Here is a 24,829-nt window from a genome sequence, read left to right as displayed (position 1 = left end):
CCCTGTGCCCGCCCCGCCCGCGCCGTCCTACGTCCCGCACTGCTCCCACCACGTCTCCTACCTCCTGACCGTCCTGGACCGGCTCGTGCCCGTCGGCACCCGGTGCGCGGTCATCGGAGCCCCGCTCAACTCCAACGTGGGCGACAGCGCGATCTGGCTCGGCCAGCGCGCCCTGCTCGGCGCGCTCGGCGCCGAGGTGCGCTACGCCTGTGACCTGATGTCGTACGACGCCGCCCACCTCGCCGCGTGCGTGCCGGAGGGGCCGATCATGCTGACCGGCGGCGGCACCCTCGGCGACCTCTGGGAGGACAGCCAGCTGCTGCGGGAGCGGGTGCTGCGCGACTTCCCCGACCGCCGGATCGTCCAACTGCCCCAGTCCGTGCACTTCACGGACCACGCCAACCTCACCCGCGCCCGCCGGGTCTTCGACGCCCATCCCGACCTCACCCTGCTGCTGCGCGACCGGCACAGCCTGCACCGCTGCCGCACCGTCTTCGAGGCACCCGCGCTGCTCGTGCCCGACCTCGCGTTCGCCGTGCCCCCGGACGCGCTGACCGGCGGCGCGGCCAGCCATGACGTCGTCTGGCTGGCCCGGGAGGACAAGGAGTCCGCGAAGGGCTCGCCCGCCCGGCGGGGTGCGATCGGCGGCCGGCGTGGCGGCCCGTACGTCTTCGACTGGGCCCGCGAGGCCACGGACGCCGAGTGGCGGCAGGCGAAGGAGACCCTGTGGCGGGGCCGGGCCCGCGCCCTGTGCCGGGCCTCCTCGGGCGATCCCGTCGGCGCCGCCCCCGCTCTCCTCGCCGCCTACGACGGCCTCGCCCGCCTCCAACTCGCACGCGGCTGCCGCCTGCTGACGTCCGGCCGGGTCGCCGTCACCGACCGCCTCCACGGCCATGTCCTCGGTCTGCTCCTCGCCCTGCCGCACGTCCTCGTCCCCGACCGCTACGGCAAGATCCGCAGCTACTGGGACACCTGGACCGCCCACCGGCCCCCGACCGCACCGGGCGCGACCGTGGCCTGGGCGGGCTCCGAGGCGGAGGCGAGGGAGACCGCGGGCAGGCTGCTGGTGGACCTGCCCTGACGGTCGGTGAGCCAGGGGGCGTGCCCTACGCGCCCCCGACCGCGGTCAGCAGCGCCAGCGGCGCCGCCGCCGACCGGGACTCCCGCACACACGCGTGCGGATACGGCACCGGCTCCGGATGCGTGTCCCTGCCGTACCCGGCGAGCACCTCCGGCAGCCGGTGCCCCATGGCCGTGGCCGCGTCCACCAGCCCGCCCGCGACCGTGCGGGCCTCGTCGTGCAGCCCGTACCGGGCCAGCCCCAGGGTGATCAGCGCGTTGTCGTGCGGCCAGACCGAGCCCCGGTGGTACGACAACGGATGGAACGCCGGCTGCCCCGAGGCCAGCGTCCGCACGCCCCACCCGGAGAAGAAGTCCGGTTCGAGCAGCCGCCGGCCGACCGTCTTGCCGTACTCCTTGTCCAGCAGCCCCGACCACAGCAGATGTCCCGCGTCGGAGGCGAGCGCGTCGGTCCGGCGGCCCTCGCTGTCCAGGGCCAGCGCCGGGAAGTCGTGCTCCGGCATCCAGAAGTCCCGCTGGAAACGGTCGCGGAGATCGCCGGCGGCCTGCTCCAGGAGCGCCGCGTAGACCTCGTCCTCCCAGACGGTCCGGGCCAGCGCGGCGGTCCGGCGCAGCGCGTCGTACGCGTAGCCCTGGGCGCCCGCCGCCATCACCGGCCCGGCGGGCGGGCGGCTGCCGTCGGCGGAGCAGATCGCGCCGGGGGAGTCCTTCCAGTTCTGGTTGGACAGCCCGCCCTGGTCGGCGCGGTACACGAGGTAGCCGCGGGAGGTGAGGCCGCCGTGGTCCAGCATCCAGCCGATCGCGGCCCGCGCCTGCGGCTCCAGCCGCCGGGCCAGGCTGACGTCACCGGTCTGCTCCACGTACGCGCCGAGCAGCACGAGGAACAGCGGGGTCGCGTCGACCGAGCCGTAGTAGCGGGCGTACGGCACCTGCCCGAAGTGGGCCAGCTCGCCGTGGCGCACCTCGTGGACGATCTTGCCCGGCTGGGCGACCGCGTCCACGCCGACCTCGGCGGCCTGGGTGGCGGCGAGCGCGAGGAGCGTGGCGGCGGCCGGTTCCGGGCGGTAGGGCAGGGTGAACAGCGACGTCAGCAGCGCGTCGCGGCCGAGGAGGGTCAGGAACCAGGGCGCCCCGGCCGCCGGCACCCGGAGGTTCTCGCCGTCCGGTCCGGTCGCGGGGACCTGGAGCGCGGCGAGATCGGCGAGGCCCCGCGCGCAGGCCGCGGCCAGCTCCGGCCAGCCGGTCGGGAAGGCGACGCCCTCCATGAACTCGCCCTCGGAGGCGAGAACCTGGTGCGTCACGGCGGCCGGGGAGGCCGGCACGCGCAGGGGCCGCCGGTCGCCGTGCGGGCGGGCCATCACCCGCAGGGTCAGCTCCACCGAGCCGTGCGGCTCCAGGTCCAGCGCCCAGACGAGGCGTCGCGCGCCCGTCCCGGTCTCCTCCACGGCGTCCGGGGCGGGCTCGGCCGTGACCGTCGTGCAGGACCGCCATTCACCACGCCGGTAGCCGAACTCCACGCCGTCGTCGAGGACCTCACGCCTTCGGACGGCGCCGGTCTTGGCGTACGTGCGGAAGTCGGAGCGCAGCTCGAACTGGTCGGTGAAGTCGGCGTCCACGGTGAGCGCGAGCCGGACCGTCGTCGGCACGGGACGGTTGCTGGTGACGCGCAGCGCCTCGACGAACGCGCTGTCGGAGACGGCCTGTTCCCGGAAGAGCGTGTACGCGGGCGGCTCCTGGCGCCCGCCCCGGGGGACCAGCACGCACCGCGCGGTGTCGCCGTCGCCGACCGGGGTGAGCGTCTCGGGGACGGCGCCGTCGACGGTGAGCTGCCACCGGCTCAGATGCCGTGCGTCCCGTACGAACAACCCGTCCGGGGAGCTGCCGCCCCGCCGCCCGCTGATGTCGCCGCTGTCGCCCACGGCGGCGAACGTGCCGCCGCGCACGAGCAGGTGATGCCGGTCCGTCATCGCCGGTCCCCTCCCTGGTCACTCATGTCGCACGTATCGAATCCGGCCCGGCCGTCGTGGCGCCGGTCGTCGTCGCGGTCCGGTCCCTCGCCGCCCCGGCGGCCGTGGTCGTCCTGGTGCAGCAGATCGAGGGCGAGCGCGGCGGTCCAGCTGAAGCCGAGGGCGCCACAGGGCTCACCCGTGTACGGGTCGACGTACTCGGCGAAACCGGAGGCGCCCGCGGTCTCCAGCAGCGCCGTCCGCAGCGCGTCCGCCCGCCCCAGCTCCCCGTGGAGCCTCAGGCCCCGCTCCAGCATCCAGTTGGTGTTGAACCAGGCCGGGCCCCGCCAGTACCGGTGCGGATCGAACGCCTCGCCCAGCAGGTCGTACGACGGCACGAGCCGGGTGGTGTCCCCGAGCCCGAAGTGCGGTCCGTGCGCCGTGCGCACCAGGGCGGCGACGATCTCGCGGGGCAGGCCGGGCACGAGCAGGGGCAGCAGTCCGGAGACACCGCGCTCGGGGACGAGGCCGCCACCGATGACGTCCCGGCACAGGAACATCTCCTCCGCCGGATCCCACAGCCGCTCCACCAGGGCCGCCGTCAGCCGCTCCGCCCGGGCATCGCGGGCCGTGCCGGTCGCCCCTAACTCCGCGGCGATACGGGCCAGGGCGTGCTCCGAGGCGATGAGCAGGGCGTTGAAGGCGGGGTCCTCGACGGCGAACTCGCCCCGCCCGTCGGCGTATCCCCCGTCCCGGTAGTCCGTCGCCAGCCGCACGTACCGCCCGTAGTCGAGATCCGTCGGCCGGTCCTCGGCCGCGCCGTGGTCGAGGTCGGCGCGGCGGAAGGAACGGGCCGGGGCCGGGGCCACCCGGGACAGGGGCGCGTCCCAGGCGGGGCTGTTGTCCATGCCCTGCTCCCAGGGGTGGACGACCGAGGCCAGCCCGCCGCCGCCCAGGTCCCGGCGGTGCAGCAGATAGCGGTGCCAGGCGGCGAGCCGCGGGTACACGCGGGGCAGGAAGCCGCGCGCCCGGGAGAGCCCCGGGTCGGAGCGGTGCACCAGCCACGCGGCCAGCGCGTGCACCGGCGGCTGCACGATGCCGGAGGTCTGGGTGGTGCGCGGGGCGCCCGCAGCGCGCCCCGCGGTCGAGGAGCGCCAGAAGTCGGGGCTCGGGAAGTACGCCTCCAGCGGCACCGAGGGGTTGAAGACGATGTGCGGGATCCGTCCGTCCCCCCATTGCGCGTCGAGCAGGGTCTCCAGCTCGGTCTGCGCCCGCAGCGGTGACAGATGGCTCAGCCCGATCGCGATGAACGCCGAGTCCCACGACCACTGGTGGGGGTACAGCCGGCGGGAGGGGACCGTGGACGTCCCCGTCCAGTTGCCCTCCAGCACCTCGGCGGCCCCGCGGTGCAGCGATCCACCCCGGATCCCCGGATCGTATACAGCGCCTTCATGGCGGACGCCCGTGCCTGGTCGGCGGGCTGTGAGCTGGGTTGTGCGATCCACTCAGGGCTCCCCGAGGACAAGGTGCCGACCGGTTCGGCAGTAGGTACCGTAGGGTTACGTCTATTTAACACGCAAAACTCAATATGTAATGCAGAGTTGGTGAACGCAAGAGGGTGAGCGCAAGCGGTCGCGCGGAACGCTCCGCGCACGATCGCGGGAGCGGTGCGTCGGCGGCCCGCCGGGGCGGGGATGATCGGGTGAGGGACCACGCGAACGGGAGGTCGTGAAGGTGGGTAGTCACGCCGGTGCAGGAGATCTGCTGGAGTTGGTCCGCAGCGGCCGGGCCACCACCCGTGGCGCGCTCCAGCAGGCGACGGGCCTGTCCCGGGCCACGGTCGGCCAGCGCCTCGACCGGCTGTTCCGTGCGGGCTGGCTCCGCGAGGGCGCCGGCGGCCCGGTCGGCTCCCCGCTGGGCGGACGCCCTTCCATCACACTGGAGTTCGACGACGAGCATGCGGTCGTCCTCGCCGCCGACCTCGACACCCGCCACGCCCGCGCCGCCGTCCTCTCCCTCACCGGCGAGATACAGGCCGAGCACTCCGGCACCCTCGTCATCGAGGACGGCCCCGAGGCCGTCCTGGACGGCCTCGGGCGCTGGTTCGCCGAACTGCTGGAGAAGGCGGGGCAGTCGGCCGACGCGGTCTGCGGCATCGGGCTCGCCGTGCCCGGCCCGGTCGACAGGGACACCGGCCGGGTGGTGCAGCCGCCGATCATGCCGGGCTGGGACGGCTACGACATACGCGGCCGGCTGGCCCGCGCCTTCGCCGACCACGCGGCCGGTCCGCCCGGCGTCCCCGTCCTCGTCGACAACGACGCCAACCTCATGGCGTACGGCGAACAGCGCACGGGATACCCGGACTGCTCGGCGTTCGCGCTGGTCAAGGTGTCCACGGGTATCGGTGCCGGCGTGGTGGTCGGCGGCTCGATCTACCGGGGCGTCGACGGCGGCGCCGGCGACATCGGCCATATCCGGGTGCCCGACGGCGCGGACGCCCAGTGCAAGTGCGGGTCCTACGGCTGTCTGGCGGCGGTCGCGAGCGGGGGCGCCGTCGCGCGGCGGCTGAGCGAGGCCGGGGTTCCGGCGGCCTCCGGCTCCGATGTGCGCGACCTGCTGGTCGCCGGGCACCCCGGTGCGACCGCCCTCGCGCGAGAGGCGGGCCGCTCCGTGGGCGACGTCCTGGCGACGGTGGTGACCCTGCTGAACCCCGGCGTCCTGATGATCGCCGGGGACTTGGCCGGAACCCCCTTCCTCACGGGCGTGCGCGAACTGCTCTACCAGCGGGCGCTGCCACGCTCCACGGCCCACCTGGACGTCGTCACCTCCCGGCTCGGGGAGCGGGCGGGACTGGTCGGAGCGGGCGCCCTGGTCGTCGAGTACCTGTACGCGCCCGAACGAGCGGAGGAGCGGCTCGCGGCACTGGGGGTGTGACGGGTGGGTCCGCCGGGTGTGTGACAGGCGGGTTTCCGTCCCGTGCGGCGGTCCGCATGGTGAAATCCCGGCCTCCGTGAACGCGTGATTCTCGCCACCTCTGATAAGGGCTGCGCTCAGATGAGCGGATTGCGGGCGACTCTGGGTCTTCAAGGGGTGGCACTGAGTGCCACCCCTTGATCGTTCATCGCGCGAACTCAGACGTGTCAATAGTCGCTCATCTGAGCGGGTATTGCGGGTCCTGGGCGATGTCGCCTTCAAGAGGTGAACGCATGACCGTTCAACACCTTGCCAAGCCTTGACTTTCGATCTGCTGGCGGACGGGTGGTTACAGGCGCATGACGCGCAAGTGGACGTACCCAGGAGCCTTCGATCTGGGTATGTTCCTCGCCGTCAGGGCAGCCACCGCGTCCTCAAGGAGTTGGGACCTGTGTCGGAAAACAAAGATCCCCACGTAGGCCACGTAGCTCAGAGCGTTGAGGGCGTGAAGTTCGTCTATGACTTCACCGAGGGCAACAAGAGCCTCAAGGACCTCCTCGGTGGCAAGGGCGCGAACCTCGCCGAGATGACCAACCTCGGTCTTCCGGTGCCTCCCGGCTTCACCATCACCACCGAGGCCTGCAAGGTCTACCTGGACAGCGGTGACGAGCCCGCGGCACTGCGTGACGAGGTGAGCGCCCATCTGGAGGCGCTCGAGAAGCGCATGGGCAAGAAGCTCGGCCAGGCCGACGACCCGCTCCTCGTCTCGGTCCGCTCCGGCGCCAAGTTCTCCATGCCCGGCATGATGGACACCGTCCTGAACATCGGCCTCTCCGACAAGTCCGTGAAGGGCCTCGCCGACCAGGCCGGCGACGAGCGCTTCGCGTGGGACTCCTACCGTCGGCTCATCCAGATGTTCGGCAGGACCGTCCTCGGCGTCGACGGCGAACTCTTCGAGGACGCCCTCGACAAGGCCAAGGAGACCAAGAACGTCACGGTCGACACCGAGCTGGAGGCCGCCGACCTCAAGAAGCTCGTCACCACCTTCAAGAAGATCGTCAAGAAGGAGGCCGGCCGGGACTTCCCGCAGGACGCCCGCGAGCAGATGGACCTGGCCATCAAGGCCGTCTTCGACTCCTGGAACGGCGACCGCGCGAAGCTCTACCGCCGCCAGGAGCGCATCCCGCACGACCTCGGCACCGCCGTCAACGTCTGCTCCATGGTCTTCGGCAACCTCGGCCCCGACTCCGGCACCGGCGTCGCCTTCACCCGCGACCCCGCCTCCGGCCACCAGGGCGTCTACGGCGACTACCTGCAGAACGCCCAGGGCGAGGACGTCGTCGCGGGCATCCGCAACACCGTCCCCCTGGCCGAGCTGGAGTCGATCGACAAGAAGTCGTACGACCAGCTGATGCAGATCATGGAGACGCTGGAGAACCACTACAAGGACCTCTGCGACATCGAGTTCACCATCGAGCGCGGCCAGTTGTGGATGCTCCAGACCCGCGTCGGCAAGCGCACGGCGGGCGCCGCCTTCCGGATCGCCACCCAGCTCGTCGACCAGGGCCTCATCGACGAGGCCGAGGCGCTCCAGCGCGTCAACGGGGCGCAGCTCGCGCAGCTGATGTTCCCGCGCTTCGACGAGGAGGCGAAGGTCCAGCAGGTCGGCCGGGGCATCGCCGCCTCGCCGGGCGCGGCCGTCGGCAAGGCCGTCTTCGACTCGTACACGGCCGTGAAGTGGTCCCGGTCCGGCGAGAAGGTCATCCTCGTCCGCCGGGAGACCAACCCCGACGATCTCGACGGCATGATCGCCGCCGAGGGCATCCTGACCTCGCGCGGCGGCAAGACCTCCCACGCGGCCGTCGTCGCCCGCGGCATGGGCAAGACCTGTGTCTGCGGCGCCGAGGAGCTGGAGGTCGACACCAAGCGCCGCCGGATGACCGTGCCCGGCGGGCACGTGGTGGAGGAGGGCGACCTCATCTCCATCGACGGCTCGTCCGGCAAGGTCTACCTGGGCGAGGTACCCGTCGTCCCGTCCCCGGTCGTGGAGTACTTCGAGGGCCGGATGCACGCCGGCGCCAACGACGCCGACGAACTGGTCGAGGCCGTCCACCGGATCATGGCCTTCGCCGACCGCAAGCGCCGGCTGTGGGTCCGCGCCAACGCGGACAACGCCGAGGACGCGCTGCGCGCCCGCCGCTTCGGCGCCCAGGGCATCGGACTGTGCCGCACCGAGCACATGTTCCTCGGCGACCGGCGTGAGCTGGTGGAGCGGCTGATCCTGGCCGACACGGAGACGGAGCGCGAGGAGTCCCTGAAGGCGCTGCTCCCGCTGCAGAAGCAGGACTTCGTCGAGCTGTTCTCCGCGATGGACGGTCTGCCGGTGACGATCCGTCTCCTCGACCCGCCGCTGCACGAGTTCCTGCCCGACATCACCGAGCTGTCGGTCCGGGTCGCCCTGGCGGAGTCCCGCCAGGAGCCCCACGAGAACGAGCTCCGACTCCTCCAGGCCGTCCACCGGCTGCACGAGCAGAACCCGATGCTGGGTCTGCGCGGCGTCCGCCTCGGCCTGGTCATCCCCGGCCTGTTCACCATGCAGGTCCGGGCCATCGCGGAGGCGGCGGCCGAGCGGAAGAACGCCAAGGGCGACCCGCGCGCCGAGATCATGATCCCGCTCGTCGGCACGGTCCAGGAGCTGGAGATCGTCCGCGAGGAGGCCGACCAGGTCGTCGCGGAGGTCGAGGCGGCGACCGGCACGCAGCTGAAGCTGGCGATCGGCACGATGATCGAGCTGCCGCGGGCCGCGCTGACCGCCGGTCAGATCGCGGAGGCAGCGGAGTTCTTCTCCTTCGGCACGAACGACCTCACCCAGACGGTGTGGGGCTTCAGCCGGGACGACGTGGAGGCGAGCTTCTTCACGGCCTACCTGGAGAAGGGCATCTTCGGCGTCAGCCCGTTCGAGACGATCGACAAGGACGGTGTGGGCTCCCTGGTGAAGCTGGCCGCCGAGGCCGGCCGCGCCACCCGCCCCGACCTCAAGCTCGGTGTCTGCGGCGAGCACGGCGGTGACCCCGAGTCGGTCCACTTCTTCCACGAGGTCGGTCTCGACTACGTCTCCTGCTCCCCGTTCCGCATCCCGGTGGCCCGTCTGGAGGCCGGCCGCGCGGCGACACAGTCGGAGGGCAGCGACCACCGCTAGCGGGCCGCGAGGCACCCGCCTCGCACCCCGGACCCCGGAACCGCCGCTTGTCCCCGACCGACCCTCACCGATGGGCGGCGGTTCCGGATCACGAGAAAGGGGCGGCACCCCGTGCGGGGGGTGCCGCCTTTTCCGTGCGAGGGAAACTCCGTGGCCCGTGAGGCCGGGCTGTCGGTAGCGTCGGGGGCTCCGCCGACCGCGCTCCGGCAGTCGGCCCGCACCCGAAGGTGAGTTCCGTGAGCACGCCGCGCCCGACGCCGTCCGAGACGACCACGCTGTGGCGTCCCACCGGCCCCGAGGAGCTCGCGCTGGTGCGGGAGTCGGGGTGGAGGGCCTGGCCGCCGCGCCTTCCCGAGCAGCCGATCTTCTACCCCGTCCTCAACGAGGACTACGCCGTGCGGATCGCGCGGGATTGGAACGTGAAGCACAGCGGGGCCGGCTTCGTGACCCGGTTCGAGGTCGAGACCGGGTTCCTGCGCCGCTACCCGGTGCGCCAGGCCGGCGGCGAGACGATCCTGGAGCTGTGGGTGCCCGCCGAGGAGCTCGACGCGTTCAACGCGCACATCGTGGGCCGCATCGAGGTCACTCACGAGTTCCGCTGAGCCGGCCGTCCCGTGAACGGGACGGCCGGGGGATCGGCACCGGCGACGCGGCCCCGCCCCGCCCGTCGCCGATCCCCGCAGCACCCCCACGAGCGCGTAATTCCCTCGGGAATTGCTCAGGTGCGGAACGGTCCCGTCACCTCGTACGTGATGCCGCCCGACGAACTGCCGCTGGTGCCGCGCTGGCTGGAGAAGTACAGCCGGCGGCCGTCGGGGGAGAAGGCGGGGCCGGTGATCTCCGAGGCGGACTGGCCGTCGACGCGGAGGAACGGGGCGACGATGTCGTCCGGGGTGATCACACAGATCTCCATGTTGCCGCCGTCCTCGGCGACGAACAGGTCGCCGGAGGCCGTGCCGGTGACGTTGTCGACACCGGTGAGCGGGGCGTTGCCGCCGGTCACCAGGGAGTCGTCGTAGGCGAGTTCGATGGTCTGCGCGGCCGCGTCGTACTGCCAGACGCGGTTGTCGCCCTTCGTCGTGAACCAGCACGTGTCGTCGGCGTGGTAGCAGCCCTCGCCGCCGTTGAAGCGCTTGGCGCCCGACACCTGGTTGCGGGTGGCGGTCGCGCCGGACGGGTCGGGAACCCTGGCCCAGGTCACCGGGCCGCTGGTGCCGGTGCCGGCCACCATGACCTCCAGCGTGCCCGACGACAGATCGCCCCAGGTCGTCGGCCGGAAGCGGTAGAAACAGCCGTCGGTGACGTCCTCCGTCAGGTAGACGACCCCGCGCGTCGGATCGGCGGCAGCCGCCTCGTGCTTGAACCGGCCCATCGCGTCCCGGCGCACCGCCGCCTTCACACCCCACGGGTCGGTCTCGTAGACGTATCCCCGGTCGACCTCCTCGCAGGACAGCCAGGTGTTCCAGGGCGTCCTGCCGCCCGCGCAGTTCGTGCGGGTGCCCGAGAGGATGCGGTACGCCGAGGTGATCGTGCCCGTCGAGGAGAACCGCAGCGCGCTCGCACCGCCGGACGGGCTGATCTCCGAGTTGGAGACATAGATCCAGCCGCCGCCGTCCGCGTAACAGGCCCCGCCGTCGGGCGCGTTGTGCCAGGTGTACGACGTGCCGGGGACTCGCTGGCCGGAGCGGGCGACGACCCGGCTGGTGAAACCGCCGGGGAGCCTGAGGCCGCCCGCGTCCGGCGCGCCGAGCGCACCGTACGGGCCCGCGCCGGGCTGGGCGGGCGCGGCGTACGCGGCGCCGCGCCACAGGGTTCCGCCGAACGCGGTCGAGGTGCCGCCGAGGACGGCCGCGCGTAGCAGGGTACGACGTTCCACTGTCGCTCCAAAGGTGCGTGGACCGGCCCGCCTGCCGGTCGGCGGCGGGGTCGCGCGGTGACGGAACTTAGGGGATCGTGATTGACGGAGCATGGACAATCAATGGCCGTGCGGGGGCGTTCTCGGACGGCCCCCGGACGGGAGCCCGGACGGGGGCGGGGCCGCGCCCGCCGAGCGACGCGCGCCCCCGAGCCGGGGCGCCCCGGTTCACGCGGGCAGCGGCGGCGCCTCGCGCTTGCGCGGACCGGGACGCGCACCGAAACCGTGGCCGCCCGGCGGGACCGGCGCTTCCGCCGAGGGTAGGCGGACGACGGCGTCCAGACCGCCCGTGGCCGCCTCGTGGAGCGTGACCTCGCCGCCGCTGGCGTGCGCGAGCCGCTGGACGAGGGAGAGACCGAGCCCGGTGCCGCCCTTGGGTGCGCCGGGGGCGCGCCAGAAGCGGTCGAAGGCACGGGCCCGCTGCTCGGCCGTCATCCCGGGCCCCTCGTCGGTGACATGGAGGTCGACCCAGGCGGGCCGGGCGTCGCGCAGGCCCCGTCGGGCCGGGGCGTGGAGCCGTAGCTCCATGGTGACCGTGCTGCCGGACGGTGAGGCCCGCAGCGCGTTGGAGAGCAGGTTGTCGAGGAGCTGCTCCACGGCCCCGGGCAATGCCGTCACCGGGCCCACGCTGCCCGCGAAGAGGACCAGCGAGACGCCTTCCCGTTCGAACAACGGGCCCCAGGTGCGGTGCCGTTCCGCGCAGATCGCGCCCACCTCGACCTGGACCGGGATGGCCGCCGTCTCCTCCAGGCGGGCCATCGCGAGCAGTCCCTCGACCATCCGGGCCAGCCGGTCGGTCTCGGTGACGGCGGCGTCGAGGCTCGGCCGGGCCGGCCGAGCGATGTCCGGCTCCAGGTTCTCCAGGCGCAGCCGCAGCGCCGCCAGCGGTGTCTTCAGCTGGTGCGATGCCTCCCCGGCGAAGGCCCGCTGCGATGCCAGCAGGTGTTCCAGCCGGGCGGCCGTCGTGTTGAAGGCCGCCGCCAGGCGGAGCACCTCCGGCGGGCCCGAGGTGACCTTCACGGAGGTGGCCGCCCCGCTCTCGGCGAGACGATGCGTGGCCTCCTCCAGTTGCCGGATGGGCCGCCCCGCCCACCGCGCGAACGCGAACGCCGCCACCGTCACGCCGGCGAGCACCGCCAGCCCGGCGAGCACGAGGAGCAGCCACACCGCGAACACGCGCGCGTGCACCATGGTCGTGGGCAGGGTGACGCGCACGGCACCCTGGGTCGCACCGACGGAGGCCGGGGTGGTGGCGGCGGCCGGGGCCGGGCCGGTTCGTGGGGCTGTGTCGGTGCGTGAGGCTGTGCCGGTGTGCGGGGCCGGGGCTTCGTCGGTGGCTGTCCATACGGCGGGGCGTGGGGTCGTACGCTCATCCGCCTGCGTGACCGTCGAGGCGGCTGGGGCTGGAGCTGGGGCCGGGACTGGGACGGTGTCGGCGGTGTCGGCAGTGGTGGCCGTGGCCGTGTGGCCGACGGGGGCCGCCACGGACAGGTAGTGGACCCCGCCGGTCGTCGTCGTGCGTACGTCGGTGGTGGCGCGGCCCTTGAGCGCGGCGGAGATCTCGGGGAGGGAGGCCAGGTCCCGCCTCTCCTCCGCGGACAGGTCGTGCGAGGTGGCCAGCAGGTTCCCCCGCGCGTCGACGATGACCACCTTGCCGCCGATGCGCTCGGCGCAGTGCGCTGCCCGCTCGGCGAGTTCGTCCGGACGCCGGGCGGCGAGGGACAGCGCGGCGAACGCGGCGACCGACTCGGCCTCGTCGTTGGCGGAGTTGACGATCCGCTCGCGTTCGGCCCGCGAGTAGACGAAGCCCAGCGGGATCTCCAGGCCCAGCAGGACGAGGGCGGCGAGGCTGAGGTAGCTCAGCAGCAGCCGGCGGGTCATGAGGCCGCCGCCTCGGGCGTCTGGTGCCGGCCCGGACCGGGCCCCGGCCCACGGCCCTGGCCTGGCCCGGGTCCGCGGACGGCGAGCCGGAAGCCGACACCCCGCAGGGTCTGGATCCACGCCGGGTCGCCCAACTTGCGGCGCAGGGTGGCGACATGGACATCCAGGGTCTTGGTGGGGCCCTGGTAGTGGTCGTCCCAGACGCGGTTGAGGATCTGCTGCCGGGAGTAGACCGCCCCCGGGTCCTCGGTGAGCAGCGCCAGCAGTTCGAATTCCTTCGGCGTCAACGCGACCGGCACGTCCCCCACCCACACCTGCCGCGTCCGCCGGTCCACGACCAGCGGCCCGGGCGACGGCACGGAACGGTCGCCCGGGCTGCCGGTGCCGCCCGTGCCGCCCACCCCGGAGGCGTCACGGGGCTCGGCCGGGGCCTGTTCGTAGGAGGGGGGTGCGTAGACAGGGCGCTCGTGGACGGGCGGCTCATAGGGGGAAGGCACGTGGACGGGCGGCCTGTGGACAGGCGGCTCGTAGGTGGGGGACTGGTAGGCGGGAGTCCGGTGGGTGGGGGGTTCGTGGACGGTGTGGTCGCGGACAGGCGGTTCGTGGACAGGGCGTTCGTTCACAGGGGTGCCGTGCGCGGGAGTCTCGTACGCCGTCGCCCAGTCGTACTCGGGCGAGGCACCGATGCCGCGCCGCGTGCCGGTCGCGTCATGTGTCCCCGCCTCGGGGCCGGGCCGTTGGTGGCGTCGGGACACCGCCCGGATCCGAGCCACCAGTTCGCGGATGCTGAATGGTTTCGCCAGGTAGTCGTCGGCGCCCAGCTCCAGGCCCAGGACGCGGTCGGCCTCCTCGCCCCGCGCGCTGAGGATGATGATGGGGACGTCGGAGGACCGGCGGATGCCGCGGCAGACGTCGATGCCGTCCATGTCAGGCAGACCGAGATCCAGCAGGACGACATCGCCGTGCGGACCTCTCAGCCCGTCCGCGCCGGTGGCCACATGGTGGACCGCCAGGCCGAAGTGGCGCAGCCCGTCGGCGAGCGGTTCGGCGATCGTCTCGTCGTCCTCGATGAGCAGCACTCGTACGCCCATGGCGTCCTGTCTCTCCAAAGGGTCCGTACAACACGGTTCCGTGCTGTGGGGTCGACCACGCTACAAGAGACCGAACAGTGATGCGCAGTGAATTCGGAGCATTGTGAAATGACCCTCAGAAACCGCTTGTATTCAGCCGGTCGAGCTGCGGAGAAGCGCGCCCTGGCTGAAATCTGCGGAAACCCTGGCGGCGTTTTAGTGTTCGCTTAACCTTCCTCTGGTCATCGCCCCCCTACGGTCGTCCTACCTGGTCGGAAGCAGCTAGGAGGGCAAGATGAAGGCGTTGCTGGATCGCGCCCGGTCGTTCAGGCGCCGGGTCGACTTCGAGAGCGACGAATACCGGAAACTCGCCGTCGGGCAATTTCCCGAGGCGTTGTTCATTACCTGCTCGGACTCGCGAGTGATTCCCGCGCTGATCACCGGAGCGCGCCCCGGAGAGATATTCGAGCTACGGAATGCGGGCAACATCGTGCCGCCGCACGACGCGTACGGAGCGGCTTCCGGCGAGGCCGCCACCATCGAGTACGCACTGGAGGTGCTCGGCGTTCAGGACATCGTCGTCTGCGGGCACTCGCACTGCGGGGCGATGGGCGCGCTGAAGTACCGCGCCGACCTGTCCGGGCTGCCCAGGGTGGACGCGTGGCTCGACTACGCCCGGCCCGCGCTCGCCCCCGTCCTGCGCGACGGAGGCGGGGCGGACGGTGAGGACGGGCCCGTGACGGGGGTCGCCGCCGCGTCCGACGACCCCGCCCTGCGCGAGGTCGTCCAGCTGAACATCCGCAACCAGCTCGCCGTGCTCCGCGAGTACCCCGTCGCCCGGCAGCAACTGGACTCCGGACGGCTGCGGTTGCACGGCTGGTACTACGAGATCGACACCGGCACGATCCATGAACTCGACGAGGACGGCGGCTTCGAGGTGCACGGCTCATGAGCGGCGCGCACGGCCGGCACGCGGCGGGCGCCCACCGGAGGCCCGCCCCGAACGACCGGGGCCGCGGCCCTTCAGGAGCGGAGTGGGGGCCGCCCGAGGCGCCGCTCCCGGCGGCTCCCGCCGGCGCCTCCGCCTCCACGAAGCGTGCCGGGCGGGGCCGGGGAGGCGGGCGGGGGGGGGGGCGGGGCGGCGGGGGGGGCGATCTCGGTACCGAGATCACCGCCTCCCTCGTCGTGTTCCTCGTCGCGCTGCCGCTCTGCATCGGCGTGGCCGTCGCCTCCGGGGCCCCCGCCGAGCTCGGCATCATCTCCGGGGTGATCGGCGGTCTGGTGGTCGGCGCGGCGCGCGGCAGCACCCTCCAGGTCAGCGGGCCGGCGGCCGGGCTCGCCGCACTGGTCGCCGAGACGGTGACGGAGTTCGGCGTCGCCATGCTCGGCGTCATCGTCCTCTTCTCCGGCATCCTCCAGATCGTGCTGGGCCTGGTGAGACTGGGCCGGATGTTCCAGGCGATCTCCCTCGCCGTCGTCCAGGGCATGCTCGCCGGCATCGGACTGCCGCTGATGTTCAGCCAGCTGTACCCGATGACCGACGCCAAAGCGCCGGGCACCCCCTTCGAGAACATGGCCGGAGTCCCCGGGCTGATCGCCGACACCGTGACCGATCCGCAGGCGCTCGTCGCCGCCGGACTCGGCATCGTCACCGTCGTACTGAGCTTCCTGTGGAAGCGGCTGCCCGGTCCGGCCGCCGTCAGGAAGATGCCGGCCGCGCTCGTGGCGGTCGGCATCGGTATCGCCGTCGCCTCCCTGCCGGGCGTCGAGGTGCGGACGCTCCAGGTCGGCAACCTGCTGGCCTCCGTGGACGTACCCGGACCGGGGCAGCTCGCCGGGCTCGCCGACGCGGGGATCATCACGGCGATCCTCACGTTCACGGTGATCGCCTCGGCGGAGAGCCTGTTCACCGCCGCCGCGGTGGACCGGATGCACGACGGGCCGCGCACCCGCTACAACACCGAGCTGGTCGCTCAGGGCGCGGGCAACACGGTCGCCGGTCTCCTTGGCGCGCTGCCCATCACCGCCGTCGTCGCCCGGAGTTCGGCGAACGTGCAGGCCGGGGCCAGGACACGGCTCTCCCGTACGCTCCACGGGCTGTGGCTGCTCGCCTTCGCGCTGCTGCTGCCGCAGGTGCTCGCCCTCATCCCGATCTCCGTGCTCGCGGGCGTGCTGGTGCACAGCGGGTGGAAGCTGTTCGCGCCGGAGGAGTTCCCCAAGATGTGGCGGCAGGACCGCGGGGAGTTCGCCGTCATGACGCTGACGACGCTCGTGATCACGGCGACGGCGCTGCTCGAAGGGGTGCTGTTCGGACTCGCGGCGGGTGTGGTGCTGGCCGCGCTGCGGATGTCGCAGACCGTCGTGCGGCAGCACATCGAGGACGACACGGCGAAGGTCGTCATGGCGGGCAACGCGACGTTTCTGCGGTTGCCGCGTTTGATCGACGCGCTGGAGAACGCGGCGGCCTCCGGGAAGCCGCGGATCCGGCTCGATCTGCTGGGGGTCACGCATCTCGACCATGCGTGCCGCAGCCAGGTCGAGGAGTTCGTGGCGCAGCAGCGGGGAGCGGGGGTACGGGTCGAACTGCTGATGCCGGAGCTGACGGGGTCGGTCCCCGAGGGGCGGGGTACGGGGCGGGGCGCCGTGCCGCCGCGGCCGGAGTCGCCGCCGGTGTCGATGCCGTTGCCTGTACCGGCGGTGGTGCAGGTGCCGACAGGGTCGGCCGGGCCCGGGCCCGACGCCGAGTGGTTCTATCTCGATACGCGGCCGATGTCGGAGGGAGTTGAGGAGGCGCGGGCCCGTTGGTAGGGCGCCTTCCGCCTCGGGGGCGGGGGTGCGTCGGCGAGTGCGGCGTCCGTCGTGGTCGCTCGCGCAGTTCCCCGCGCCGCTGAGAAGCCGGGGCTGCGCCCCGCTTCCCCGCGGCCCGCACGGCCCCGGCAGTTCCCGTCCCTCCAGGAAGCCGGGGGCCCCCGCGTGCCAGCGGCCCGCGGCGTGTCTCACCCGCAGACAACCGTCCCGCCTGCTCCTACGCTGGCGGTGTCAAGAGCGCTTCGGCTTCAGAGGGGTGGCGGTATGGCGGGGTGGAACGTGGGCGACATTCCGGACCAGCGCGGTCGTGCCGCCGTCGTGACCGGTGCCAACAGTGGCATCGGGTACGTCGCCGCCCGTGAACTCGCCCGGCGCGGCGCCCGGGTCGTGCTCGCCTGCCGCAGTGAGGAGCGGGGTCTCGCCGCCCTGGAGCGGATGCGGGGCGAGGTGCCCGGCGGCCACGTCGAGTTGCTGCGGCTGGACCTCGGGGACCTCGCCTCCGTGCGGGAGTTCGCCGCCGCGTACGAGGAGACCTACGAGCGGCTCGATCTGCTGATCAACAACGCGGGCGTGATGGCCGTGGCCGAGGGCCGTACCGCCGACGGGTTCGAGACGCAGTTCGGCACCAACCACCTCGGGCACTTCGCCCTCACCGGCCTGCTGGCGCCCCTGCTGCTCGCCACCCCCGGCGCGCGGGTCGTGACGCTCTCCAGCGGGATGCACCTGCGGGCCAACATCGACCTCGACGACCTGGACACCGCGCGCAAGTACGGTCGGTGGCTGGCGTACGGCCGTTCCAAGACGGCCAATCTGCTGTTCACGCACGAGCTGGCCCGGCGGCTCGCGACGGCCGGTTCCGATGTCGTCGCCGCGGCCGCCCACCCCGGGTACGCGGCGACGAACCTCCAGACCGCCGGGGCCAAGGCGGAGGGTCGCAAGGCGACCGAGCGGTTCATGCGGGTCGGCAACCGGTTCTTCGCCCAGTCCGCCGACGGCGGCGCCCTGCCCACGCTGTACGCGGCCACCGCGCCCGGCGTCGCACCCGACTCCTTCATCGGCCCCCGGTTCCTGATGTGGGGCGGCGCGACCGCCGGGTCGCCGCGCGCCCCCTGGACCCTCGACGACCGGGCCGGCGAACTCCTCTGGGAGCGCTCGGAGCGGCTGACCGGCGTGACGTTCGACCAGCTGAAGTCCTGAACCGGGGCTGCGGCGCCTCGTACCCGCCGCGTGTGGACGCGGCGGCGCCGGATCGGTGTGTGCCCGTTCCGGCGCCGGAGCCGTTTCAGTGTCGGGCGGGGTTACGACGCCCGCACCTCGTACGTCCTGATGCGTACCGCCTCGTCGTCGAGGCACTGCCCGCTCTCCAGGTCGAAGCGCTGCTTCAGCAGGGGGGAGGCGACGAACGGCCGGCCCTGGTGCGAGCCGGTGAGGCCGCGGGAGAGGACCGCCGCGCCGCCGAACGGGTCGCGGTTGTCGATGGCGTACAGGGTGCCCGCGCGGTCACGGAACAGGGCCACCTGCTCGCCGTCGGGCAGCAGGGCCGCGACACCGCGGCCCGGCAGCAGGGCGCTCAGGTCGCAGACCGTGAGCCAGCCGTCGGTGAGCCGCAGGTGGACCTTCAGGTCGGTCGTCTCGGGTGCCAGGGTCATCGCTGGGCGGTTCCTTCCAGGACGTCTTCGGCGGGGCGCAGGCCGATGGACAGGAGCGGCAGGTCGGGCTTGATCTGGTCGCGCTCGGGCACGAAGCCCACGACCGGGTCGGGCGTGTCCGGGGCGTTCACGAAGGACACGAAACGGGCGAGCTTCTCGGGGTCGTTGATGGTGTCGGCCCACTCGTCGCGGTAGTGGGAGACGTGCGCCGCCATCAGCGACTCCAGCTCCTCGCAGATACCGAGGGAGTCCTCCACGACCACGTCACGCACGTGGTCCAGTCCGCCGGGGATCCGCTCCAGCCAGGTCGACGTGCGCTCCAGGCGGTCGGCCGTGCGGATGTAGAACATCAGGAAGCGGTCGATCAGGCGGATCAGCTCGGCGTCGGAGAGGTCCTGCGCCAGCAGGTCCGCGTGGCGCGGGGTGGCGCCGCCGTTGCCGCCGACGTACAGGTTCCAGCCGTTGGTGGTGGCGATGACACCGAAGTCCTTCGACTGGGCCTCGGCGCACTCGCGGGCGCACCCGGAGACCGCCGACTTCAGCTTGTGCGGGGAGCGCAGCCCCCGGTAGCGCAGTTCCAGGTCGATCGCCATGCGGACGGAGTCCTGGACGCCGTAGCGGCACCAGGTCTGCCCGACGCAGGACTTCACCGTGCGCAGCGACTTGCCGTACGCGTGGCCCGACTCGAAGCCGGCGTCCACCAACCGGGTCCAGATCAGCGGGAGTTGCTCGACGCGGGCGCCGAACATGTCGATCCGCTGACCACCGGTGATCTTGGTGTAGAGGCCGAAGTCGCGGGCGATCTCCCCGATGACGATCAGGCCCTCGGGGGTGATCTCACCGCCGGGGATGCGGGGGACGACCGAGTACGAGCCGTTCTTCTGGAGGTTGGCGAGGAAATGGTCGTTGGTGTCCTGGAGGGCCGCCTGCTCGCCGTCCAGGACATAGACGTCGGCGCCGATCGCCGGGGCGAGGGAGGCGATGATCGAGCCGACGGCCGGCTTGCAGATCTCGCAGCCGTCGCCGCCGCGGGCCTCCTCGCGGCCGTAGCGGTCCAGCAGGTCCTGGTACGTGTTGATGCGCAGCGCCAGGACGATCTCGTACAGCTCCTCGCGGGTCTGCGAGAAGCAGGCGCACAGGCCCTTGTCGACGACGACGCCGCCGGCCTCCAGCTCGGCGTTGACCAGCTGGCCGAGGACCTTCACACAGGAGCCGCAGGTCGTACCGGCCTTGGTGCACTTCTTCACCTCGGGCACGGTGGTGCACTTGTGCTCGGTGACGGCCTCGCGGATCGTGCCCTTGCGGACGTTGTTGCAGGAGCAGATGATCGCGTCGTCCGGCAGCGCGGTCGGGCCGAGCTGGGCGGACTCCCCGGCACCGGCGGGCAGTACCAGCGACTCGGGGGAGACCGGCGGGACCGACCCGGTGAACGCCTTCAGGGTGCCGTACGCCTCCGCGTCGCCGACCAGGATGCCGCCGAGGAGCGTGCCGTCCCGGCCGATGACCAGCTTCTTGTACAGGCCCGAGCGGGAGTCGGAGTAGACGACGTCCAGGCAGTCCTCGGCGGTGCCGTGCGCGTCCCCGAAGGACGCCACGTCCACGCCGAGGAGCTTCAGCTTGGTGGACAGGTCGGCACCCGTGAACGACAGCTGCTCCGCCTCGTCGGCGGCGATGGTCGCGGCGGCCGTCTCGGCCTGCTCGTAACCGGGGGCCACCAGCCCGTACACCCGGCCGTCGGCGGCCAGCGCGCACTCACCGATCGCGAAGACGTTCGGGTCGGAGACCGTACGGCACTGCTCGTCGACGGTGATGCCGCCGCGCTCGCCGACCGTCAGACCGCAGTCGCGGGCGAGCTGGTCGCGGGGGCGGACACCGGCGGAGAAGACCACCATGTCGGTGGCGAGTTCGGAGCCGTCGGACAGCTTCATGCCGGTGACCGCGCCGTCCTCGCCGACGACGATCTCCTGCGTGCCCACCCCGGTGTGCACGGACAGGCCCATCTCCTCGATGGTCCGCAGCAGCGCCGCGCCGCCGCCCTCGTCGACCTGCACCGGCATCAGCCGCGGCGCGAACTCCACGATGTGCGACTCGATTCCGAGGCCCTTGAGCGCGCCCGCCGCCTCCAGGCCGAGCAGACCGCCGCCGACCACGGCACCCACCCGCGCCCGGCTTCCCGCGTACTCCTCGATCGCGAGGAGGTCCTCGATGGTGCGGTAGACGAAGCAGCCCTCGGCGTCCTTGTTCGGGACGGGCGGCACGAACGGGTACGAGCCGGTGGCGAGGACGAGGACGTCGTAGTCGAAGATCTGCCCGGACCGCGCGGTGACCTTGCGGGCCTCGCGGTCCACGGTCTCGGCGGGGTCGCCGACATACAGCTCGATGCCGTGACTCTCGATGAACGCCATGTCCGTCACCGACAGGTCCTCGGGCGTCTTGCCCGAGAAGTACGAGGTCAGTGCCACACGGTCATAGGCGGGGCGCGGCTCCTCGCACAGCACGACCACGCGGTGCGTGGCGGTCAGGCCGCGCTCGGCGAGCGCTTCGAGGAAGCGCTGGCCGACCATGCCATGGCCGACGAGCACGATCGTGGGGTTCGCCCCAGTGGCGGTCATCAGGAGCCTCCATCGTTGGTGAGCAGGTGGAGCAGAGGGCCGTTGTCGGGGAGCGGCTCTGCTCCCTCCCAGGCGCGGGCGAGCGCGCCGACGGTGCCGAGTTCGCCGACGAGCACCCCGCCGACCAGGCGGTCGTCGCGGACGACGACCTTGCGGTAGGTGCCGCGGGTGGCGTCCGCGAGCTGGATGACGTCGTCACCGGGCCGGGGGTCGGGCTCGCCGAACGCGGCGAGATCGAGGAAGTCCTGACCGGCGAGCGTCAGCCGGGTCAGGGCGCGGGTGCCGGTGTAGCGGGAGCCCGTGTCCCCCGCCAGCAACTCGGCCAGTACGTCGGCCTGTTCGAGCGCCGGCGTGGCGAGCCCGTAGACCGTGCCCTCGAACTGGGCGCAGTCGCCGATCGCGTGGATGTGCGGGTCGGAGGTGCGCAGCTCCTCGTCGACGATGACGCCCTTGTGCACCGCGAGTCCCGCGTCCTGCGCGAGACCCACGCGGGGGTGGACTCCGCAGGCGATGACGACGAGGTCCGCGTCGAGCGCGTACCCGTCGGCCAGCGACACCGATCGCACGGTCCCGCCGATGCTGCGCACGGCACGCACCCGGGTCTCGGTGTGCACCTCGACACCCAGGTCGGTGAGATGCCGGCGGACCAGCTTCGACGCCGACGGGTCGAGCTGGCGCTCCATCAGCCGCTCGCCCTGCTGGGCGAGGACGACCTGGGCGCCGCGCCGGGCGAGGGCCCGCGACGCGGAGACGCCGAGCAGCCCGCCGCCGATGACGACGGCCCGTACGCCCGGCCGCACCGCCTTCGACAGTCCCAGGCAGTCGTCCATGGTCCGGAAGGCGTGCACACCCTCGGGGAACTCGTGCCGCTCGGGGTCCCACAGGCCGCGCAGCGGCGGCAGCACGGGGTTCGAACCGGTCGCGAGGACGAGGGTGTCGTAGGCGATCTCCGTACCGTCCGCGAGATGGACGGCTCGCGTCTCGCGGTCGATACGGACGACCCGGCCACGGGTCAGCCGAGGCGGCGCGGGCAGCGCGATGACCTCGGGCGCGTACCGCCCGGCCAGGACATCGGCGAGCAGCACCCGGTTGTACGGTGTGTGCTCCTCCTCGCCCACCAGGGTGGCGGGCACACCGAGCTCTCCCAGCCGCCGGGCGAGACGTACGCCCGCGAGGCCGGAGCCGATCACCACCACACGCTCATTCGAGGTCATGTCCTTGAGCGTGCGGTGCCGGTGTTACCCGACCGCATCACCTCTGTTTCCCGCGAGGAACGCTGCCCTCCCCACGGCCCGCACGGGAGTGTGAGGGGTTTCCGAAGGGCCGGGGTGGGGTGTGAGAACAACGCCGGGACCACCCCTGACCAGGAGAGACGGCCGCGGCGCGGGCGTATACGGGAGGACGGCGCCCGATCGCTCCCCGCCGCGAGCGGGCCGACGGAGAACCTCAGAAAACCCTCAGGTCGATGGACGGCACACCTATGTCGCCCCGTAGGGTCCGATCATGCCCGACATATCGCTGACCATGGTCGTCGTCCTGTGCCTCGCGGCCCTCGCGGCCGGCTGGATCGACGCCGTGGTGGGCGGCGGCGGGCTGCTGCTCCTGCCCGCCCTGCTCCTCGGCCTGCCGAACGGCGCCTCCGCCGCGCAGTACGCCCTCGGCACCAACAAGGCGGTCGCGATCGTCGGCACCACCGGCGCGGCCGTGACCTACGCCCGCCGCACCCCCGTCGACGTACGGATCGCCGTCCGTATCGGTCTCGCGGCGCTCGCCGGTTCGACGGCCGGCGCGTTCGTCGCCGCCGGGATGAGCACGGAGATCCTGAAACCGGTCGTCATGGTCGTCCTCCTGGGCGTCGGCGCGTTCGTGATCCTGCGCCCCTCCTTCGGCACGGCACCGGCCACCGGCCCGGTCTCGCCCCGCCGTGTCCTCGCCGCGATCGGCCTGGCGGGCGTCGGCATCGGCTTCTACGACGGTCTCGTCGGCCCCGGCACCGGCACGTTCCTCGTCCTCAGCCTCACCGCGATCCTCCACCTCGACCTGGTCACCGCCTCCGCCACCGCGAAGATCGTCAACTGCTGCACCAACGCCGGCGCCCTCGCCACGTTCGCCTGGAAGGGCACGGTGTACTGGCAGCTGGCCGCGCTGATGGCCGTGTTCAACCTCGTCGGGGGCACGGTCGGCGCGCACACGGCACTGAAGAAGGGCAGCGGCTTCGTCCGGGTCGTGCTGCTGACGGTGGTGTTCACGCTGGTGGCGAAGATGGCGTACGAACAGTGGCTGGCATGAGGAGGACGGAGGGAAGGGGCGGGGCGCGGGCTCCCCTCAGCGGGGACGGCTGCCGGTGAGGTGGGCGAAGACGACGACGTTCCCCTCGTAGCCGGTCGAGCGGGAGTACGGGCCTCCACAGGTGATGACCCGCAACTCCGGTCGCGCGGCCGTCCCGTACACCTTCTCGTCGGGGAAGTCCCGCGCGGCGTACGCCTCGACCGCATCCACCGTGAACACGGCCGTGCCGCCGTCCCGCCGGTCCACCTCGATCGTGGCGCCGCGTCGCACCGCGCCGAGGTCGTAGAAGACGGCGGGCCCGTCCGCGTTGTCGACGTGCCCGGCGACGATCGCGGTGCCCCGCTCGCCCGGCCCGGTGCCGGCCGCGTACCAGCCGGCGAGGTTCTTCTGCTCTGCGGGCGGCGCGTCGAGGCTGCCGGCGGGGGTGAGACCGAGCCCGGTCAGCGGGGCGTCCACACGGATCGAGGGAATCCGGATCCGCTCCGGAGGCGAGGGCGCCAGGGCGGCCACGACCGGCGCCTCGGGCCCCGGACGACCCTGCCCCCGGCCGAGCCCCTGCGCGGCCGAGGGCTGCGGGGGCGCGTGGGAGGCGGTACCGCTGCGCACCAGCCAGACACCGCAGCAGAGGGCGACCACGGTGACACCGGTCAGGAAGACGTCGACGAACCGCCGCACGGGGACTCCTCAGGCATCGCACGGGATCTCCTCCAGACCCGGCGGCCGGTCGTGGCGCCCGGACCGGCCGTGGGCTCCCGGACCGGTCGTGGCGCCCGGACCGGCCGTGGGGGGGGGAAGGAGAGAGGGAGAGACAGCGTTCCTTGTCCGCTCGTTCCCCCCTTCGTTCGTCTTGTTCCTCCCCTCCGGGCCGAAGGGGCGTAAGGCCCGGAGGGGAGGAGGACGGCGGTACCGGCGGACGGACTGCGGAGGGCGTCCGTCAGATCCTGTCGCCTCTCGCCCGGCGATGCAGGAGCCAGGTACCGCCCGCGACGGCGACGGCAAGAGCCACCACGCCGGCCGCGGTCTGCGTGGGGTCGGTGCCGAGTGCGCCGCCGACCCCCGTCTTCACACTCCCTCTCGGATGCGTCGGCGGCGCGCTGTGACCGCCGGTCAACGAGACCACGAGGTCCCCGGCGACCCGCCGCCCGCCCTTCGCGCAGGTCGCGACGATCTCGTACGTCCCCGGCTGGGCGCTCGGCGGCACCTCGAACCGCCCGCTGGGCCAGTCGTGCCCGGCGCCGGGCACGAGCGGGAAGGAGCCGGCCCCGACCGCGCTGGCGTCGCCCGCACCCGTACCGCCCGCACCGCAGGCCGCCGTCCGGGCGGTCACCTCGTCACCGGGGATGACATCGGCGGGGGTCAACTCCAGCCGCCCACGGTCCTCCCCGCCGTACGCCGGGGCGGAGGGGAGGAGGAGAGCCGCGGTGAGGGCCGGGGCGAGGACGGCGAGCGCGGTGCCGGTCAGCGGGC

General features: G+C 72.7%; 18 protein-coding genes. 8 read left to right on the top strand and 10 right to left on the bottom strand.

Annotation, left to right across the window (positions count from 1 at the left end):
• Positions 1 to 1,081: polysaccharide pyruvyl transferase family protein (locus AOK15_RS25530; protein WP_157870367.1), on the top strand; the 1,081-nt coding region annotated here is incomplete at its 5' end.
• A gap of 25 nt (positions 1,082 to 1,106) precedes the next feature.
• Here the strand turns inward: AOK15_RS25530 and AOK15_RS25525 are convergent.
• Both AOK15_RS25525 and AOK15_RS25520 read right to left on the bottom strand, forming a co-directional pair.
• Positions 1,107 to 3,047, bottom strand: a complete 1,941-nt coding sequence (locus tag AOK15_RS25525; protein WP_055520700.1) for an amylo-alpha-1,6-glucosidase — start codon at positions 3,045 to 3,047, stop codon at positions 1,107 to 1,109.
• Complete coding sequence (locus AOK15_RS25520) at positions 3,044 to 4,531, bottom strand: MGH1-like glycoside hydrolase domain-containing protein (protein WP_079058696.1); 1,488 nt, start codon at positions 4,529 to 4,531, stop codon at positions 3,044 to 3,046. The genes AOK15_RS25525 and AOK15_RS25520 overlap by 4 nt, the downstream gene beginning before the upstream one ends.
• Positions 4,532 to 4,760: 229 nt before the next feature.
• Here AOK15_RS25520 and AOK15_RS25515 point away from each other — a divergent pair, with 229 nt between their 5' ends.
• The 3 genes from AOK15_RS25515 to AOK15_RS25505 all read left to right on the top strand — a co-directional run bounded on the left by AOK15_RS25515 (position 4,761) and on the right by AOK15_RS25505 (position 9,740).
• Positions 4,761 to 5,960, top strand: a complete 1,200-nt coding sequence (locus tag AOK15_RS25515) for an ROK family protein (protein ID WP_055520703.1) — start codon at positions 4,761 to 4,763, stop codon at positions 5,958 to 5,960.
• Between the two features lie 430 nt (positions 5,961 to 6,390).
• Positions 6,391 to 9,138 carry a pyruvate, phosphate dikinase gene (gene ppdK, locus AOK15_RS25510; RefSeq protein WP_055520699.1) on the top strand — a complete coding sequence of 916 codons (2,748 nt, stop codon included), beginning with the start codon at positions 6,391 to 6,393 and terminating at the stop codon, positions 9,136 to 9,138.
• A 236-nt stretch (positions 9,139 to 9,374) separates the two neighbouring features.
• On the top strand, positions 9,375 to 9,740 hold the full coding sequence (locus tag AOK15_RS25505; protein ID WP_055520698.1) for a hypothetical protein: 366 nt from the start codon (positions 9,375 to 9,377) through the stop codon (positions 9,738 to 9,740).
• Positions 9,741 to 9,856: 116 nt separating this feature from the next.
• Here AOK15_RS25505 and AOK15_RS25500 read toward each other — a convergent pair whose 3' ends face one another.
• The 3 genes from AOK15_RS25500 to AOK15_RS25490 form a co-directional block, all read right to left on the bottom strand.
• Positions 9,857 to 11,014 carry an alkaline phosphatase PhoX gene (locus AOK15_RS25500; protein ID WP_055520697.1) on the bottom strand — a complete coding sequence of 386 codons (1,158 nt, stop codon included), beginning with the start codon at positions 11,012 to 11,014 and terminating at the stop codon, positions 9,857 to 9,859.
• A gap of 207 nt (positions 11,015 to 11,221) precedes the next feature.
• Positions 11,222 to 12,934, bottom strand: a complete 1,713-nt coding sequence (locus AOK15_RS25495; protein ID WP_055520696.1) for a sensor histidine kinase — start codon at positions 12,932 to 12,934, stop codon at positions 11,222 to 11,224.
• Positions 12,931 to 14,025 (bottom strand): response regulator transcription factor, encoded by a 1,095-nt coding sequence (locus AOK15_RS25490; protein WP_055520695.1) that lies wholly within the window; start codon positions 14,023 to 14,025, stop codon positions 12,931 to 12,933. The genes AOK15_RS25495 and AOK15_RS25490 overlap by 4 nt, the downstream gene beginning before the upstream one ends.
• Before the next feature lie 274 nt (positions 14,026 to 14,299).
• On the opposite strand from AOK15_RS25490, the gene AOK15_RS25485 reads away from it, so the two are divergent.
• The 3 genes from AOK15_RS25485 to AOK15_RS25475 all read left to right on the top strand — a co-directional run bounded on the left by AOK15_RS25485 (position 14,300) and on the right by AOK15_RS25475 (position 18,009).
• Positions 14,300 to 14,956: a carbonic anhydrase gene (locus tag AOK15_RS25485; protein ID WP_055520694.1), complete on the top strand. Its 657-nt coding sequence runs from the start codon at positions 14,300 to 14,302 to the stop codon at positions 14,954 to 14,956.
• Entirely contained in the window at positions 14,953 to 16,812 is a 1,860-nt protein-coding gene (locus AOK15_RS25480) for a SulP family inorganic anion transporter (RefSeq protein WP_055520693.1), read from the top strand. The genes AOK15_RS25485 and AOK15_RS25480 overlap by 4 nt, the downstream gene beginning before the upstream one ends.
• A gap of 264 nt (positions 16,813 to 17,076) precedes the next feature.
• Complete coding sequence (locus AOK15_RS25475; RefSeq protein WP_055520692.1) at positions 17,077 to 18,009, top strand: oxidoreductase; 933 nt, start codon at positions 17,077 to 17,079, stop codon at positions 18,007 to 18,009.
• A gap of 101 nt (positions 18,010 to 18,110) precedes the next feature.
• Here the strand turns inward: AOK15_RS25475 and nirD are convergent, their stop codons facing one another.
• Genes nirD through AOK15_RS25460 form a run of 3 tightly spaced genes read right to left on the bottom strand, consistent with a single transcriptional unit; the run spans position 18,111 to position 22,287 of the window.
• On the bottom strand, positions 18,111 to 18,461 hold the full coding sequence (gene nirD / locus AOK15_RS25470) for a nitrite reductase small subunit NirD (protein ID WP_055520691.1): 351 nt from the start codon (positions 18,459 to 18,461) through the stop codon (positions 18,111 to 18,113).
• Positions 18,458 to 21,073: a nitrite reductase large subunit NirB gene (nirB, locus tag AOK15_RS25465; RefSeq protein ID WP_055520690.1), complete on the bottom strand. Its 2,616-nt coding sequence runs from the start codon at positions 21,071 to 21,073 to the stop codon at positions 18,458 to 18,460. Before nirB ends, nirD begins: the two co-directional genes overlap by 4 nt.
• On the bottom strand, positions 21,073 to 22,287 hold the full coding sequence (locus tag AOK15_RS25460) for an NAD(P)/FAD-dependent oxidoreductase (RefSeq protein WP_055520689.1): 1,215 nt from the start codon (positions 22,285 to 22,287) through the stop codon (positions 21,073 to 21,075). The genes nirB and AOK15_RS25460 overlap by 1 nt, the downstream gene beginning before the upstream one ends.
• 289 nt (positions 22,288 to 22,576) lie before the next feature.
• On the opposite strand from AOK15_RS25460, the gene AOK15_RS25455 reads away from it, so the two are divergent.
• Positions 22,577 to 23,362, top strand: coding sequence for a sulfite exporter TauE/SafE family protein (locus AOK15_RS25455; RefSeq protein ID WP_055520688.1), 786 nt, complete (start codon positions 22,577 to 22,579; stop codon positions 23,360 to 23,362).
• 36 nt (positions 23,363 to 23,398) lie between these two features.
• Here AOK15_RS25455 and AOK15_RS25450 read toward each other — a convergent pair whose 3' ends face one another.
• Entirely contained in the window at positions 23,399 to 24,037 is a 639-nt protein-coding gene (locus AOK15_RS25450) for a class F sortase (RefSeq protein ID WP_055520687.1), read from the bottom strand.
• Positions 24,038 to 24,296: 259 nt separating this feature from the next.
• Positions 24,297 to 24,824, bottom strand: coding sequence for a hypothetical protein (locus tag AOK15_RS25445; RefSeq protein WP_055520702.1), 528 nt, complete (start codon positions 24,822 to 24,824; stop codon positions 24,297 to 24,299).
• Positions 24,825 to 24,829: the final 5 nt, after the last annotated feature.

Origin of the sequence: Streptomyces ossamyceticus (genome assembly GCF_001418475.1) — a bacterium.
GTDB classification, from domain to species: domain Bacteria; phylum Actinomycetota; class Actinomycetes; order Streptomycetales; family Streptomycetaceae; genus Streptomyces; species Streptomyces ossamyceticus.
This window is presented reverse-complemented; position numbering and strand designations above follow the sequence as displayed.